This window comes from Pedobacter nototheniae (assembly GCF_004335085.1).
In the GTDB taxonomy this organism is placed as follows: Bacteria; Bacteroidota; Bacteroidia; order Sphingobacteriales; family Sphingobacteriaceae; genus Pedobacter; species Pedobacter nototheniae.
In genome coordinates, this window is record NZ_RQRS01000024.1 from 24038 (window position 1) to 41021 (window position 16984).

At 32.8% G+C, this 16984-nt stretch carries 12 protein-coding genes and 1 tRNA gene; 8 read left to right on the plus strand and 5 right to left on the minus strand.

The features are described 5' to 3' along the window. The first annotated feature begins 2 nt into the window (after positions 1–2). On the plus strand, positions 3–2450 hold the full coding sequence (locus EHC72_RS18425) for an outer membrane beta-barrel family protein (RefSeq protein ID WP_131539180.1): 2448 nt from the start codon (positions 3–5) through the stop codon (positions 2448–2450). Between the two features lie 29 nt (positions 2451–2479). After that, positions 2480–2845, plus strand: coding sequence for a hypothetical protein (locus EHC72_RS18430; protein ID WP_131539181.1), 366 nt, complete (start codon positions 2480–2482; stop codon positions 2843–2845). A 149-nt stretch (positions 2846–2994) separates the two neighbouring features. On the opposite strand, the gene EHC72_RS18435 is transcribed toward EHC72_RS18430, so the two are convergent. Beyond that, entirely contained in the window at positions 2995–3765 is a 771-nt protein-coding gene (locus EHC72_RS18435) for a hypothetical protein (RefSeq protein ID WP_131539182.1), read from the minus strand. Between the two features lie 158 nt (positions 3766–3923). Between EHC72_RS18435 and EHC72_RS18440 the strand changes: the two genes are divergently transcribed. Further along, positions 3924–3996 (plus strand) — tRNA-Lys (locus EHC72_RS18440). Between the two features lie 60 nt (positions 3997–4056). Here the strand turns inward: EHC72_RS18440 and EHC72_RS18445 are convergent. Beyond that, a complete protein-coding gene (locus tag EHC72_RS18445) occupies positions 4057–6603 on the minus strand; it encodes a hypothetical protein (protein WP_131539183.1) in 2547 nt (848 codons plus the stop codon). A 168-nt stretch (positions 6604–6771) separates the two neighbouring features. Continuing rightward, complete coding sequence (locus EHC72_RS18450) at positions 6772–7401, minus strand: insulinase family protein (protein WP_131539184.1); 630 nt, start codon at positions 7399–7401, stop codon at positions 6772–6774. Positions 7402–7613: 212 nt separating this feature from the next. Here EHC72_RS18450 and EHC72_RS18455 point away from each other — a divergent pair, with 212 nt between their 5' ends. The 3 genes from EHC72_RS18455 to EHC72_RS18465 all read left to right on the plus strand — a co-directional run bounded on the left by EHC72_RS18455 (position 7614) and on the right by EHC72_RS18465 (position 10115). Further along, entirely contained in the window at positions 7614–8309 is a 696-nt protein-coding gene (locus EHC72_RS18455) for a LytR/AlgR family response regulator transcription factor (RefSeq protein WP_131539185.1), read from the plus strand. An 18-nt stretch (positions 8310–8327) separates the two neighbouring features. Then, positions 8328–8723 carry a hypothetical protein gene (locus tag EHC72_RS18460; protein WP_131539186.1) on the plus strand — a complete coding sequence of 132 codons (396 nt, stop codon included), beginning with the start codon at positions 8328–8330 and terminating at the stop codon, positions 8721–8723. A 138-nt stretch (positions 8724–8861) separates the two neighbouring features. Then, on the plus strand, positions 8862–10115 hold the full coding sequence (locus EHC72_RS18465; protein WP_131539187.1) for a Na+/H+ antiporter: 1254 nt from the start codon (positions 8862–8864) through the stop codon (positions 10113–10115). Between the two features lie 39 nt (positions 10116–10154). On the opposite strand, the gene EHC72_RS18470 is transcribed toward EHC72_RS18465, so the two are convergent. Then, complete coding sequence (locus tag EHC72_RS18470; RefSeq protein WP_131539188.1) at positions 10155–11405, minus strand: gliding motility protein GldB-related protein; 1251 nt, start codon at positions 11403–11405, stop codon at positions 10155–10157. A 174-nt stretch (positions 11406–11579) separates the two neighbouring features. On the opposite strand from EHC72_RS18470, the gene EHC72_RS18475 reads away from it, so the two are divergent. Continuing rightward, the gene (locus EHC72_RS18475) at positions 11580–12242 is read left to right on the plus strand and encodes a GDSL-type esterase/lipase family protein (RefSeq protein WP_131539189.1); all 663 of its coding nucleotides are present in this window, start codon (positions 11580–11582) and stop codon (positions 12240–12242) included. Positions 12243–12245: 3 nt separating this feature from the next. On the opposite strand, the gene EHC72_RS18480 is transcribed toward EHC72_RS18475, so the two are convergent. After that, a complete protein-coding gene (locus EHC72_RS18480; RefSeq protein ID WP_131539190.1) occupies positions 12246–13775 on the minus strand; it encodes a carboxylesterase/lipase family protein in 1530 nt (509 codons plus the stop codon). A 131-nt stretch (positions 13776–13906) separates the two neighbouring features. On the opposite strand from EHC72_RS18480, the gene EHC72_RS18485 reads away from it, so the two are divergent. Further along, positions 13907–16816, plus strand: a complete 2910-nt coding sequence (locus EHC72_RS18485; RefSeq protein ID WP_131539191.1) for a ligand-binding sensor domain-containing protein — start codon at positions 13907–13909, stop codon at positions 16814–16816. Positions 16817–16984 lie beyond the last annotated feature (168 nt).

Genomic DNA, 16984 nt, shown 5'->3' on the forward strand with positions numbered 1-16984 from the left:
ATATGAAAACTTTCTTTATGCTAATTACATGCCTTTTGGCATGGGGGACTTCTTTTGCCCAAAAAAACAGCAAACTTTCAGGTAAAGTTGTTGATGAAAAAAATCAAACAGTAGCTTTTGCAATTGTTAAGTTGTTAAATTTTCCTGATACAAATGTGGTTAAAAGTGTATCTACAAATCCAGATGGCGACTTTATAATAGATCAAGTAAAAAGTGGAGATTACGTGCTTAGCGTTTCTATGGTTGGTTATAAAACTAAAAAAACGGCGAAGATTAGTGTTAATGGTAATTTAAATATTCCTTCAATTGTAATAGAAAGTACCACTAAGCAATTGAATGAAGTAAGTGTACAAGGTAAAAGACCTTTTATTGAGCACCAAATAGATAAAACAGTTTTAAATGTGGAAAACAGTATTGTAGCAAGTGGCGGAAGCGTATTAGATGTGCTCGAAAAGGCACCTGGTGTACAAATAGACCGTCAGAGTGACCAAATTAAGCTCAATAATAAATCAGGTGTAATGATTATGATTGATGGAAAAGCCAACTACCTTTCTGGTGCAGATGTTACCGCATTATTAGGCAATATGAGTAGCGATCAAATTTCTACAATTGAGCTCATTACCAACCCATCATCTAAATATGATGCCGCAGGTAATGCAGGAATTATTAATATTAAACTTAAAAGAAATAAGGCTTACGGTACAAATGGAACTGTATCTGCAAACCTTGGTCGTGGGATTATACCCAATGCGCCCAGTGATTTATATCGTGGTGCGTTAAATTTAAATTTAAACCATAGAGAGGGTAAGTGGAATATTTTCGGAAATGGAAACGTGAATAGAAAGGTAAACTTTAACAACACTTTTTTAACACGTACTACACAATCTGATGGTTTAGCAAGTTTATTGACACAAAATTTCGATCGTCAGAATACTGGTGTTGCTTATTTAGGGAAATTGGGGGCAGATTATTATGCATCTGAAAAAACAGTTTTTGGCATAATGGTAGATGCAAACACGGTAAGTTCTAAATTGAGCAATTTGAGCAACACAAATATTAATGAAATGAAAAATGGTATAGCAAACTCCAGCTCCATTGTTCAAAATGCAAATTCAGAGTTTCCAACGAGTAATATAACTGCAAATTTCAATATTAAGCACGACTATAATAAGGATGGTAAGAGCATTACTTTCGATGCAGATTACTCAGGTTTTAACAATAAGAAGGACGAAAACTTTTTAGCAAGTTATTTGGATGCAAATGGTACCCCTACAAATAATACAACTTTAAAAAACTCAACTGATGCCAAGATTAATGTATATGCAGCAAAAACAGATTTGACTTTACCGATTTCTAAAACAATGAAAATTGAAGCGGGTTTAAAAAGCAGTTATGTGGTAACTAAAAATGATTTTATTTCAGAACAATTTGTTGGCGGTGTATGGCAAAATGATTCGGGTAAATCGAATTATTTTATCTATAAAGAAAATATTAATGCGGCATATACTAATTTTTCAAAAGAATGGGATAAATGGCAAATCCAAATAGGTTTAAGGGCTGAACATACCAATTCAAAAGGAAATTCTGTGACCGATAATAAACAAGTAAATAGAAATTACCTGTCGTTATTTCCAACGATCTTTGTTAATCAAAAGCTAAATAAAGATAATAATATCCGTTATTCTTATAGTAGGAGGGTAGATAGACCAAACTATCAACAATTAAATCCATTTGTATTTTATATGGACCCATTGGCTGTAGATCAAGGAAATCCATACTTAAAACCTCAGTTTACGGATAATTTTCAGGTGGCATATAGCTATAAGCAAGCTTCGTTTAGTTTAAGTTATTCTGATACACGTGATATGATTACACAAATTAGTAAGCAGGATGATGCAACAAGGATAATTAGTGTAATCCGTGAAAATTTAGGTAGATCTCAGAATTTTTCGGCAAATATTTATGTTCCCGTTAGAATTTTTAGTTGGTGGAATTTACAAAACAGTGGAAGCTTATTTTATAACAAATTTAATGATGGCAATTTAGAAGGTGCTGCCTATAAAGCCAGTAAGGCTGCATTTAATTTATATACTTCAAGCTCTTTCACATTACCGAAAAACTTTAGCTTCGAAATTAATTTCTGGTATAATTCGCCAACAGTTTCTGGAGTAGAGCAAACTACAATTCCACAGTACGCACTAAACGCAGGGCTGCAAAAAAGTATGCTGAACAAGAAGCTTAAGTTTAAATTAAACGTGGATGATATATTTTTGACCAATCACTGGGAAGGAAAATTGGCTTATCAGAATATAAATATGATGGTGGTGAATCATTACATTAGTAGAAGAGCCTATTTTAGTATTAGCTATGCATTTGGAAATCAGAATGTAAAATCAGAAAGAACTAGAAATACGGCTACGGATGATATTAAAGGCAGAGCCGGAGGATAATTAATTATAAAACTTAACTAAATAAAGACATGAAATTTTTAATCTACATTACATCAATCGTACTTTGTACATTAAACTTTAGTTGCAGCCAGCGTAGTAATAACTTGAATGTTGCCATTAGAGATAGCAACAACTCCTATAATTTTAAAGCCGAATATCCTGATAGTAAAACTGAAAAACTTGAAAAATATCTGGATTCAGCATTAAATAATAAATTATCGTTGGATAAACATTTGGACGTAGTTATAACGATTCAGAATGGAGAAAAGATTTCTTTAAAATCCGAACCAGGCAACCTGGAAATTAATTTTAATAAAGCAGGAAGTACCGCTAGCGGTTATTTGCAGGTAAAGAGAATAGCCGAAGGCGCAAATAAACTTTTAACCCAAAAATAGATTTTTTAAAAAAGATAAAACCTTTTGGTTTAAATGGAGTTTTATAAGTACATCTGCCTGTAAAAAACAGGAAAATATTTATACTTATTTATTTTGTAGGAGCGCTGAGATAGCGCCCCTTTTTTGTTTTCGGTAATTACCGAAGATTACTAAAATTTTATTAAAAGTTTTTCTCCAACTAACTTATCATTTTGATAATACTCAAAAAACCAATCTCCATTTTTCTTTAAAACTATACCGTTTGTGGTGCCATTATTTGCAATGAAATAATCAGGAACCGAGGTTTTTAATAAGGTTAAAACAATTTTAGGCGCAGTATTAATTAATTGATATCCGTTATTAATTGGCTGTGCATAAAGCGTTCCGTCAGCTTGTTTTACTTCCGCAGCTGGCGTTTGCATAACTGCTGTTGTAGTAATAGGTTTTGTTGTTGCAACAGGTGGCGTAACAGTTGCAACAACATTGGTTGGCTGCTCGCTAACATTTGTGCTTGCCGTGTAAGTATATTGTACCTCATTTAAAGAAGTAAAAGCCTCTCTTAAAGCTAGGTTGTAAGATACCTTATACTCTTTCTCTCTGCTTTTGCCTTCTTTACTTTTAAAAAGAACATTGCCTTTACAATCTTTTAGTAAAAAGGTTACATTGGTAGTAAACATGGTATTTTTTTCTAATAAATCGGCTACCAAAGCACTGCATTTATTGTTGGCAATTTCGGTTGGCAGTTCAGCATTATCATAGTAAACGGTAAAGCCTTTTTCCTCTAAAATAAGTTTAACGAGGCTATTCAAATTATATTGATTATTCTCCTTTAGAAAATTAAATTTTTCGGGCACAATTACATATTTATAATTGTTGATGGTGTTTTGTGCGAAACTTGTTATTGTAGCAAATAACAAACATATTAAAATGTACTTTTTCATATTAACTCAGTTTAGTCGCTTTACTTGTTGTGGTAAGTAATAGCGGTATAAATATAGTTTTATGCAGATAACTTAGCAAGAGTAGTATGAAATAAGATAATGTTGAAGGTTTTGTAAGTTGTAACTTATTGATGGATAATGTTATATTTGTTTATAATGACTTCGTAGCTCAGCTGGTAGAGCAAATGACTCTTAATCATTGGGTCCAGGGTTCGAATCCCTGCGGGGTCACTTAAATTAAAGCACCGCATATTGGAGTTTCGTTTGCGTTTTGATAGGTGAATGCTCAGTTTAATTTTTATTTACATTGAATTCCTTTTCTGCAAAAAGGGGATTATTATTGCCATCAACTCCTTGTATTATTATTTTAAACTTATCTGGGATGCTACCATTAATAAAAGAAAAATTTACTTCACCATTTTCATTTAATAAAATCCCGTGATTCCAATAAATTGTAGATAGATAATTATTCTCATCGTGTTTTTCAGCTTCCTTATCTTGATAAAAATCCCTAGATATTTCGATCCCATTGATTTTAGAAAGTTCATTAACAGGAAGTCTTTCTAAATAACAACCTGCATATTTTATGCGATCAACTGTAATCGCCACTTGATATATTCTAGAATTACCTGCTGAAATAGGTGCAGTTGTATATGTTTTTCCCGATAAAGGAATATAAAAATCTCCTTCTTTAGGAACACTAGTGTGACCAAGATGGCTTACAATCTGACAGTTTAAATGTCGGCCAGCGCAAAAATAATCTCCACATAAATTTGTTTTCACGTTTGGTATAGGCGCTTTATATAACAAGTTATTGTAACTACCGTTAATGGTAACATCGTTTAGATTTATTGTTTTTTTATTTTGAAAATTGGCATTTGTACTATATTTGTTTACATAGTTAACAAATAATTCCGGCTCAAAATATTGGCTAATTTGTATAGAGGGATTATTAAAATTAATCTTATACCCATCCTTATTTTTCTCGTTAACCATTAACCATATTTTTTTGTCCTGACTCACAAGTAATTCATCATATGACAATGTGAAATTACCCAATTTGTCTGTGTTAATAAGCTTATATGAACTGTCACTAACTAGTGTTAGAAATTTTGGAACTTTTAATGGTTTTTCAAAATAAAGCAGATTTCCTGTAAATGCTATACTTCTCAGTGTATCGCTTGCAGCAGGCGTATTTGAACTTATGAGCCCAAGCCATGTGAATTTTCTCCAACCTTTAACAAGTAAAATGTTTTCTAAATAGCTATGGTTCTGATAACTAATGTTTGATTCTGTATTAGAAATATTTTTTAATTCATTGCCAATTAGTAAATAACTTTCAATTTGTCTTTGTTTGTCAGATTCTACTCTATTATTTTGTACAATAGCAATAGACACTAAGCCTTTAGTGAGTTTTTCATTTTTAAAATCATCAAATTTTACTTTAACATTGGTAGAATCTTTAATTTTATAACTATTCTGATTTGTGGTAACGGTTACATTATTTTTTTTATTATAATGAGCAAAGAAAAGTCTTTCAATAATTGGTCTATCAAGGCTATCAATTATTGTTATCGTGCCAATTCCCTTAGGCATAGCTTTCAGGTCTATATTAAAGTTTAGTTTACCTGGTGAAACTTTTAATGGCAAGCTGGCAAAAATTTCCGAGTAGTTATGTACTAAAACCTGTATCCTTTGATTTTTATTGCTCATTATATTAACGCTCAAAGTATCATTAACTACAGCATTTTTAATATTTAAGGCGATTCCAGTAGAAGTTGTTTTAGGTAAAAAATAACTGTTCGATTGTATACGTCCACTATCAATTAATTTAATGCTATACTCATATTCGGAGTTAGGAATAATTTTAAACTTTCCAATCCCATATCCTTCAGTTTTTATAGTATCAACAATATCGTTACCACGATATAAAATAGCTTTTGTATTTATCTGGTTTCCCTCAGTTCCTTTTACTTCCCAGCCTACAACATTAACAATACCATTTATTAAGTAACCGCCTTCTGGATAAAATTTCACACTTATTTGTTCTTCTTTAGGTTTAGGTAGATCTACTTGGAGGTGTTTAATCTGGTTTTTATATTTTACAGTAACTAAAAAGTTAGCTTTGTAAACCGCTAATTCTGTTGTAGGTACGGTAACAAAAAACTTTCCAATCGAATCCGCCTTAATCAATTCCTTTTTGAAATTCTTATCTATAAAATATACTTCAGGTTTTTTCTTCTCTTTAGGATCAATCGCCACATCAACCTTAATTTTAATGAAATTTTTCTCTTCAGGTTTATCTAAACTAGCGGTGACTTTAAATGGCTCTTCTGTTATCGATTTGATAGTGATTGGCTGTTTGAATAGTGCAATTGGTTTATTGTTTTTATCAATTACGTTAGTGTATGCCATTAAATTATAATTCCCAGGCGCTATTGAGTCGGGCAAGGTTAAGTTTCCAAAGCTTATTCCATTTTCCATCACAAACCTATGTTGAAGTTGAATTTCCTTATCTCCTTCTCGGCATAAATAAACACATAAAAAATTATGGTTGTTCTGTGTATTGGATGCATTTATTAAGTAACCTGTAAACCATATTTGCTCATTATTGGTATAAAGAGTTTTATCAACATGTAAAAATAAATGATCCTCTCTTTTATCAGTTGTATAATTTTCAAATTTTTGTTTTAAAAAAGCACTAGTTAAAGTTTTTTCCTGAGAATTAGCCGTTAAAAACAAAAGCTGTAAGGCTAAGAAAAAGGTTATGGTTTTTGAAATCTTAATGGTAATTGAATAATCCCTTTTGGATAATGTTTTAAGCGCTAGGTCTTTCATTTAGAGTAAAATTGAGGCGTATAAATTGACTCGTTAATGTAAAATATTTTTTTTTGAAAAAAAAATATTGTTTTAAAGGAATCAATAATATTTGGTTCTTATGTGCTTAAAAATAAAAAAACCTTTCCAAAAGTGGAAAGGTTTTTATGTGTACGAGATTGACAAATTTTATTCTGCAATTTCTATATCGTGATCTTTTTGTGTTTTTTTATTCCAGTTACCGAATGCTTTTTTAATTGATGTTTTCGCATCATCAGCGTGTACATTTCCAGCAACTGTAAGGTAAAAGTTTGCAGGTGTAATTTGATTATAAAAATCAGTTACATCTGATAAAGAAAGAGCCATTACAGAGTTTTCATTTACCGTTCCATCATAATCATAATCTTGCGTTTTTAAGCTTAACATTAATTTTGCTTTAGCATTATTAAAGTTTTTTTGATTTAAGGTAATGTTTTGTACAGCTGCTGATAAATTTTGTAGTTCTTCATCAAAATTTGCATTTGTGGTAGTCATGTTACCAGTACGATCTTTAAAATTAATGTTTTCGTTTTTTTCAGCACTTTCTCCCATCATGGCAACTAATAATTCGGCCACGCCATCTTTTCTGTTTTTAAGACTGCGGGTATCTAATGTGAAATTCGAATAAGCTTTTGACGATTGATTATTTTCCGAAATGATAACATTCATTCCATTTTTTAATTTATAACTAACAGGCTGTTTAAATGTAATTTGTGCCTGACTTGCATAAACTGATAATATACTAATTGCAGTAAAAAGGACTTTTTTAAGGATACTCATAATTTTTTATGTTTTGAAATTGTTGGCGCAAATTTAGTGTTGATCCATTGGGCAACCTACCAACTATCGGTAGATAGGCAAAAACTGGAGTTGAACAGGTCAATTTAAACTTTGGAAATTTTCAAGCTGTTCATTTTATTCATTTGTATGTAATTGTGTTTTAACCATACCGATATCCTTAAATTTATAATGCTAAAAATCCTCCCTATAAAATGAACTGCCTAATTGTTGACGACAACAAAATTGCCCTTAGTGCATTAAAGCATTTAGTGGAAATGGAAGGATCATTAACGTTGGTTGGCGAATGTATGAATGCAACGGAAGCCTATCAACAAATTGCCAATCATAAAATAGATTTACTGTTACTAGATGTGGAAATGCCCGGCATTACGGGTTTGGAGCTAGTTGAGGGCTTAGGCGATATAAAACCCTTAATTATTTTTATCAGTTCTAAGAAAGATTATGCTGCCGATGCTTTTGATTTAAATGTAGTCGATTTTATTTTAAAGCCAGTAGCGCCAGCGCGTTTCTTAAAAGCCATTGTTAAAGCCCGTGAAATATATAAAAGCAGAACTTTATTTATAGAAACAAAAAAGGATGAATTTATTTTTATTCGTGACGCTGGTGTAATCAGGCGGTTAAAACTGAGTGATATTTGTTTCCTGGAGGCAAAAGGGGATTATGTTAAAATATACGATGCCGATAAAATTTACACCATCCATTCTTCATTAAAATCTGTTGAGGATAAACTCTCTCCAGATTTATTTTCGAGAGTACATCGTTCGTTTATCATTAATGTGAGCAAAATTGATACAATTGAAGGGGGCACCTTAATTATTAATAAAAACTTTGTTCCAGTTTCTGATGCTTACAAATCTTCGCTAAACAAAAGAATGCAAATTCTTTAAATAACAAATATATATACGATGACTAATAAATATGATCTCTTAAACCAAGCTTCTTCAGCCTTTAATAGCCAAGAGTTTAGTGTAATTAATCTGGATTATTTAAAGGAGTTAAGTATGGGTGATACTAATTTTCAAAAAGAATTGGCTAAACAATTTATAGAACTTTCCATTCAGGAATCGGAGCAATTAAATCAATATTTTAAAACCGCCGATTATGCTAAAATACAACCCGTTGCACATAGTATGCTATCTACAATCTACATTATGGGTTTAGGAAATAAGCTTGAAACGCATTTGCAGGCACTTAAAGATTATAGTGTACCTAAAGAACTTAAAGCACATATAGAAACAATAAATGAAGTTTGTAAGCAAGCAAGGGTAGAAGCAGAAGCTTTTATTCAAAGTTTACCTTAAACGATAATTGCCTAATTAATTTTAGGTGCTTTATTTGATATTTGTATATTTAGCCTAATAAAAGCTTCACTAAATGTGTAGCTTTTTTAGTTATAAATAATAATCAGATGAATTATAATCCTGCAAAAAACATAAAAGATGGAAAATTATAGTATTGTTCTACTTATTATGGGGATTATGATTGGCTTATCAGCCCTTGCGGATAAAATTAAGCTGCCCTATCCAATTTTATTGATTGTTGCTGGCATCGCAATTGGGTTTATTCCATCTTTGCCAAATATTACACTAAACTCCGAAGTTGTATTCTTAATTTTCCTACCACCATTATTGTATGATGCCGCATTTAACATTTCATTTAAGGAGTTTAAAACCAATATTAATACCATAAGTACACTCGCCATTTCACTGGTTTTTTTAACCACACTAGCTATCGCGGTATTTGCGCATTACTTTATTCCAGGAATGACCTGGCCATTATCTTTTGTGCTCGGCGCTATTCTTTCTGCAACGGATGCGGTAGCAGCAATGAGCATTACAAAAGGACTTGGATTAGAACATAAAACGACTACTATTTTAGAGGGAGAGAGTTTGGTAAATGACGCATCAGCTTTGGTTGCCTATCGGTTTGCGGTGGCTGCGGTTACTGGTTCGGCTTTTGTGCTTTGGAAAGCTTCATTAGAGTTTGTTGTTTTAATGGGCGGTGGTTTTCTGGTTGGCATGGTAATGAGTAAAATATTGGCTTTTATTATTCAGCGAATAAAAGATAACAACCTTGTGGTAATTAGTTTTATGTTAATTATGCCCTTTATTTCTTACTTAATGGCAGAGGCATTACATGTATCTGGGGTAATTGCCGTTGTTGTTTTGGGTTTAGGCATTTCGAGATTTAGTAGAAAGGTTTTTCCTGATGGTTTAAAGCATCAATCGAAATCCATTTGGGATATAATTATTTTCTTGTTAAACGGATTAATTTTTATCCTCATCGGACTTCAATTTCCTTATTTAATAAAAAATATTAGCGAAGCCAGCGTTTATACCTACATCGGTTACGGTTTTATGATTACCATTGTTGCACTAGTATTGCGTATGGGAAGAATGTTTTTACAACAATTTAATCTTCAAAAGGCATTTAGTAAAGGCAAACATAAAATTACTGAAAGTGCTTTGCTCGATCTTAAAAATAGCTTAATCATCAGCTGGTCTGGTATGCGTGGCATTGTTTCTTTAGCAATCGCCATCGGTTTGCCTGTTACTTTAGGTGATGGATCGCCATTTCCGCAGCGTAATGCCATTATTTTTATATCTGTAGTGGTGGTTCTTTTCACACTAATTGGTCAGGGCCTTACTTTACCGCTACTGGTAAAATGGCTAAATAAAAAAGAACCTGTTTAAACCGTTACCCCAAACTGTATCAGGGTAACGATATAATTATTATTGCTTATAAAGATTGGCTGCACCACTTTTTTCGTAAAAAACTTTATAATCTTTAATGTTCAGCATATCATAAATTGCTTGATTTTTATCAGCACTCTTATCATAATAAGCTTTACAAATTTGGTAGCCGATCCAGTAACCTAAATCTGCAGGTTTTTCAGCTGTTTCCTGACCTCCATTTCCGATCCAGTTTTTAGCCCTGTTTAAATACATTTCTTTTCTGAAATCTGTCCAAACCTGCTGTTCCTTTCCTTTAGCCCAAACATGCAAACGTGCATTGGCGTTTTTGCCAGAAATTAACTCGCCAATAAAATCAGCCATTCCTTCAACCAAAGCACCACCCAAAAGTGTGGTATCTCTGGCTACATCTTTTTGGTTAAAATGGATTAATTCATGCGCAATTAAATAAGGCATTCCATTTACTTTACCCAAATTATTGCGTTGCCAAAGCGTTAGTTCATCCAATGGAATATCATCGCTGCCAGCAGATTGATCTAATCCAATCAATAGGCCTGTATCTGATACGGTACCACCAGAATTAAATGAACCAATTACAAAATAAATTGAAGGGAACCGAGCATCGGGATAAATTTCTTTAAACTTTTTAAAGCTTTTTACCATCATTGGTTTTTGAGCATCAACCAGGTAAGTGTTCTTCCTTATGGCTGCATAAAACTTTGGTTTTTTATCTTGAGAATTAATAAAACCTTTCATAGTCCAAACCTTTGTTGCAAAATAATCCTGCATTCCGTCAGAGCCTGGGTCTACATAATACTTTTTAAAAATATTTAAACGATTTGCAGTATCTTTTTTGGCCAGATCATAGGCTTTCCAAAAGTTATGAATATCAGAAGTAACCAATTTTACCTGATTTGGATCGCCAGTAAAAGTAGATGTTTTAACTTTTACAGAATTTAAAATTTTATCCCAGTCTGGTAACTCACGAAGGGTAGTAAAATCAGTATCTTTTTTAATTTGATCTACATTATTATAGCCACTGGCAATGGCATCTTTAAGTAAAACAACTGCACTATCTGTTTTTCCGGCAAGCGCATAAGAGCAAGCCGCATTGTAATAATAACCTTTTTTTGAACCTTTAAAATCAGTTTGGGCGGCATTAATTAGGTAATATTTACCAGCTTCAGCATAATTTTTGGCTTTGTAAAGACTATCTGCTTTTTTAGATTGTGCAAATAGTGAAGTGTTGATTAACACCAGGATGGATATAAGAGAAGTGATTTTTAGCATCGTCTAAATTAATTATTTAACCATTGAAAGTATACTAATTTATAATTTTTCGAAAGATCAAATTATTTGGTTCTCTAATTTTGAGCATAACAAGATTGTGATAAAACCCAAATACAGGAATGCTTGCAAGCATAATTTGTACCTTTGAAGTTTATTAATTTATTTACAAGTTGTATGAGAAGATACCTTATAGTTTTTAGCCTAATTTTTTTTCTTAGTATTTCTGCTTTCGCACAAAAAAAGCCTGCATATTGGGATGATGTACAAGCCATTAAACATTATGATGCCATGTACAAGGCACCTGTTAATCCTGTACTTTTCGTTGGTAGTTCATCTATTAGGAAATGGGACGATTTAACACAGGTTTTTGCGAAATATAATGGCCTAAACCGCGGTATTGGCGGTGCAGTAATTAACGATATTACGTTTTACCTTAAAGATATTGTCTTTCCTTATCAGCCACGCCAGATTGTATTGTACGTTGGAGAAAATGATTTACCTGATGAAAAGGTAACGCCAGATACCGTTTTAAACAGAACGATAAATTTATATAAATCAATTAGAGCTAAATTGCCAAATACACCAATTGTTTATATCTCTATTAAACCAAGCCCTAGCCGGGATAAGTTTAGAGCAAAAGCAATTGCCTCAAACCAATTAATTGAAAAGTATTTAGCCGGACAGCAAAATGTTGTGTTTGTTGATATTTTTAAACCTATGCTAACAAAAACAGGTGCTTTAAGACCAGAGTTGTTTTTAGAAGATATGTTGCATATGAATGCTCAGGGTTATGCAATTTGGCGCAAAGCGATTGAACCCAAATTGATTAAAAACTAATTTTTACCTTAAAATAAAGCATGCAGCAGGAAATTTAGGATCATCAAAAACATGTGCTAAAGTTTCTGTTCTACTGTTTTGATCAAAAATTATAACCTGCTTCAAATTTTTTTGATATACCGGCCAGCTTAAAGTTGTGTCGGTATTTTTATTTTGAACCGGTTTTTGTCCTTTAATAAAGCTAACCCAGTATTGATGCATTACTGTTGCAAGATTTGTATTAATTTTTTGCTGAGATTGATTTGCCGAAAACCAAACATAAGGTAATTCTGCAGCGTGTGTTGCAGGTTTTCCATCTTTACTTAAATCAAATCGATACATCCAAATATTGTTGTTAACGGTTGATAGTTTGTTAGCCAACCTATAGCTATGCATGGTATACATGTATTGTGTAAGCGTAATTTTTGCTGCTGAGTCCGTACCGAATTGCCTTTCATTTTTCTTGAAATCTTTTAAAATTAGACCTGCATTTTTCCCGAACCAATCTTTTAAAACCTTTTTATTTGGGTGGTATAACCGTTTATCCATATCCATAAACATGCGGCTTTCCACTTTATTGGTGCCAATTAGGAAGCGCTTTTCCTTTGCCGTATTTTTGATTATATAATCGTATGGGTTGCCCGAAATAATTAATCCATCAGCCACTGGCCCGAAATAATTTGTGCCCTGAGCCCCTTTGCATACTTCATTTTGTGCACTAATTAAATCCTTTGTTGATAAACTTAAAAGATCTTCGGGCTTATGTAGATTTAATTTTTTTACTAGTCTGGTGCGTATAGCTCTTGCTGTTTTAATATCCCTTACACATTGTACACCACCGCTTTCTAATATCAGTTGATGGTACAAATTTTTAGCTGCGGGTGTTAATAATAAAGTGCTGGTTAGTTTTGCACCTGCAGATTCTCCTATAACAGTAACCTGATTTGGATCTCCTCCAAAAGCCTCAATATTATTTTTAATCCAGGTTAAAGACATCATTAAATCTAGCAAACCATTATTGCCAGCAGTTGAGTATGCATAATTTTTATCAGCCAGGTATAAAAAGCCAAAAATACCAAGGCGATAATTAATGGTCACCGTAACGATGCTATCTACATCTGCAAAAGCATGCCCGTTTTGACTTGATCCAGATCCGTTAGTCATGCCGCCACCATGCACCCAAACCAAAACCGCCATTTTTTTCTTTGTATTTAGTGCCGGCGTATATACATTTAGTTTAAGGCAATCTTCGCTTCCCTTTACAGTTTTGCTGTTGCCATCAAACTGTGCGGCTGCATTGCCAAATGTTTGACAAGCCAGTGTATCTGTCCAATTAATTTTAGGCTTTGGTGCTTTAAATCTCAATGAATCTATAGGTGCTTCTGCATAAGGAATACCTTTAAAAATATAGCTTTTTTCTTCTTTAATCCCTTTTAAATAGCCGTTAGAAATTTTAACTACCGCGTTTTCTTGTGCGTTAATGGAGAAGTAAACCAATGAAAACAGGCAGAATAAAAAGAGCTTTAAACAAGCGGTTCTAAGCAGATATAACATAATGGATTTCGAATTAATAGGGTTTGCAATTTATAATTTTTGCACTTTAAAACCGAATATCCACCATAATTAATGTCGATACTATAATTAAAATTATATATTTATTATTGCAAAATTCCTCCCTGCTAATCATGAAAAAAATTATACTTATTGCATGTATCTTTTTGGCGAATATTAAATCCTATGCTCAAGATTTATTAGGAACTCCTCAGATTGTAAATTACAATAATGAACATTATCATGGTGGCATTCAAAACTGGGATGTAAAGCAAGATAAGCATGGCATTTTATATTTTGGAAATAATGAGGGATTGCTAACGTTTAACGGACGGTATTGGAACTTGCATCGTTTGCCCAATTATACATCTGTACGATCAATTGGAATAGACTCTAAAAATAAAATTTATGTTGGCGGGCAGGATGAACTTGGTTATTTTTTTCCTGATGCACGTGGTATTCTAAGGTATACATCCTTATTGAATTTGTTGCCGGAGCCACAACGTAAATTTGCCGATATATGGGATATCGCTATTGTTAATGACGAAGTTTTCTTCCGTTCTACCAATGCAGTACTTCACTATAAAGATGGAGCAATTAAAAGCTATAAACCTAATGCAACGTGGTTATACCTGGGTTACGTAAATAAGCAGGTTTTGACACAATCCAAAGGTGCTGGCATTATGATTTATGATAAGGAAGTTTGGAAACCCTATTGTACAGATACAGTTTTAAAAACTGCTTCTGTTACTTCTATTATGCCTTATGGGAAAGATACACTTTTGGTTTCTACCTTAAAAAGAGGTTTTTTTCTAATTCACAATAACAAGCTTACCCCGTTACACACGCAATTGGATGCAGTTTTTGTAAACGACCGCATTTTTTATGCAAGTCAGATGAGCGCTAATCTTTATGCCGTAGGTACCACATCCGGAGGGGTATATATTATGAATAAAAAGGGAGAGCTGGTACAGAAATATAACTATAGAGAAGGTTTACAAAATAATAATGTACGAGGTCTTCTTTTAGATCAGGATGAAAATATGTGGCTGGCGCTTGATGATGGAGTTGCTTATGTAGCCATAAATAGTGCCATTAAAAACATTTATCCTGATCGGAATAAACAAATAACAAGTTACGCTTTCCGTAAGTTTAATCAATCGCTATATATTGGTACTTCCAACGGTTTGTACCGTACGCCTATTAATTCTAATGTAAAGGATTTAAGTTATTCAACATCAAATTTTGAAGAGGTAAAAAATACAAAAGGTCAGGTTTGGGGTTTGGATGAGATTAATAACCAGTTATTGATGGCCCATGAAGAAGGTACTTCCTTAATTCAGGATAATATTGCAAAACCGCTTTACACGCTACCCGGTACGTGGATGTTTCAGTCATTACAAAATGTTTTACCTACATCTGATGTTTTAGCAGGAACCTATTGGGGTTTACAAAAATTAAATTATGCAAACGGAACCTTTACCAATGGCGGCAAAATAGAAGGTATTGCAGAAACGTTGCGTTTTATTGTGGTTGATAATAATGATAACATTTGGGCTTCGCATCCTTATCACGGTGTTTATAAAATAGAGCTTAGCGCCGATCATAAAAGAGTAATCCATACCAAAATGTTTTCTACAAGGGAAGGGTTACCATCAAAATTGTACAATTATGTTTATCGGGTTAAAAATAGAGTGGTTATAGCTACTGTTGATGGCGTTTATGAATACGATATTGAACACCAAAAATTTATTAGATTAAAGCTGCTTAAAAATGCCCTCAATGGTGTTTCCATTCAATATTTAAAAGAAGATAATGAAGGGAATATTTGGTTTGTTACTAATAAAAAGGTTGGTGTTGTAGATTTTAGTAAACCATCAGGCAATAATCCTTTCAGTGTATTTTATCTGCCTGAGTTGGATGGCAAAGTAGTGGGTGGTTTTGAATCTATTTATGCTTTTGATAAAAAAAACATATTTATTGGAGCAAATAAAGGGGCTTACCACATTAATTATGATAAGTATATAGAAAATATTACCAAGCCTGTTGTGCTTTTAGGCGCCGTAAAATTGCTTACTGTCGATAGTAATATTTTTGGTGGATATTTTGTTCAAAAAGGGGAAATTGTAAATAAGCAGGATTTAAAAGAAATTATCAAGATTAAGAATGCTTTAAACTCGGTACATTTTGAGTTTTCATCTACACTTTTTGAACATGAAAAAAACATAAATTTTAGCTATCAATTGGTTGGTTTTGACGATCAATGGTCAGCGTGGAATGTAAAAAGCGAAAAAGATTATACCAATCTTCCGGCCGGGAAATACACGTTTAATATAAAAGCCAGAACAGATGCCGGAAATGAATCAGAAGTGGTGAGTTATACTTTTGAAGTTTTGCCCGCTTGGTATAATTCCATCTGGATGAAAATATTTTACTTAGCATTACTTGTTTTATTGGTAAGGTTAATTATCCGCTGGCAAAAAAATAAACATTTAAAAGAGCAGGAAAGGATGAATTACCTGCACCAACTGGAGTTGGATAGGACTGAAAAGGAAATTGTACGCCTTAAAAATGAAAAGCTAGAGGCTGATGTAAATTATAAAAATAAGGAACTATCTACAATGACGATGCATTTGGTGCAACGAGGTAAAGTACTGGCAAAAATAAAGGAAGTTATTTCTTCGGTAATTAAAAGTCAGGATCTGTCTGAAAGTTCTCCAAACTTTAGGCACTTAATTCGCTTAATTCGCGATGTGGAAAAGAAAGATCAGGAACTGGACCATTTGAGTGTGCATTTTAATCATGTAAATACAGAGTTTTTTAATAAGCTTAAAGATCTTTATCCCGATTTGAGTCAGAATGATTTGAAATTCTGCGCCTATTTATCAATGAATCTTTCTACTAAGGAAATGGCGCAATTAATGAATGTAACTATAAAAGCTGTTGAGGTAGGAAGATATCGGTTAAGAAAAAAACTTCAACTAAAGCCAGAGATTAATCTATATGAATTTTTAATCGGCATTTCGAGGCAAAAAACATCTTAAAGAAGTTATGCGCTATGCTTGAAACCTATTTTTAAATAGAAAGTAGTAATTTTTCGGTGTTTTGATTAACTGTTTGTTTTACAGTTGTTTATTTTTGTTTTGTAGTGCTTATGTAGGTGCTAAATGATATTCTTTTTGCCTTAAAATGGTCTTTTGTATGGTTTGTGT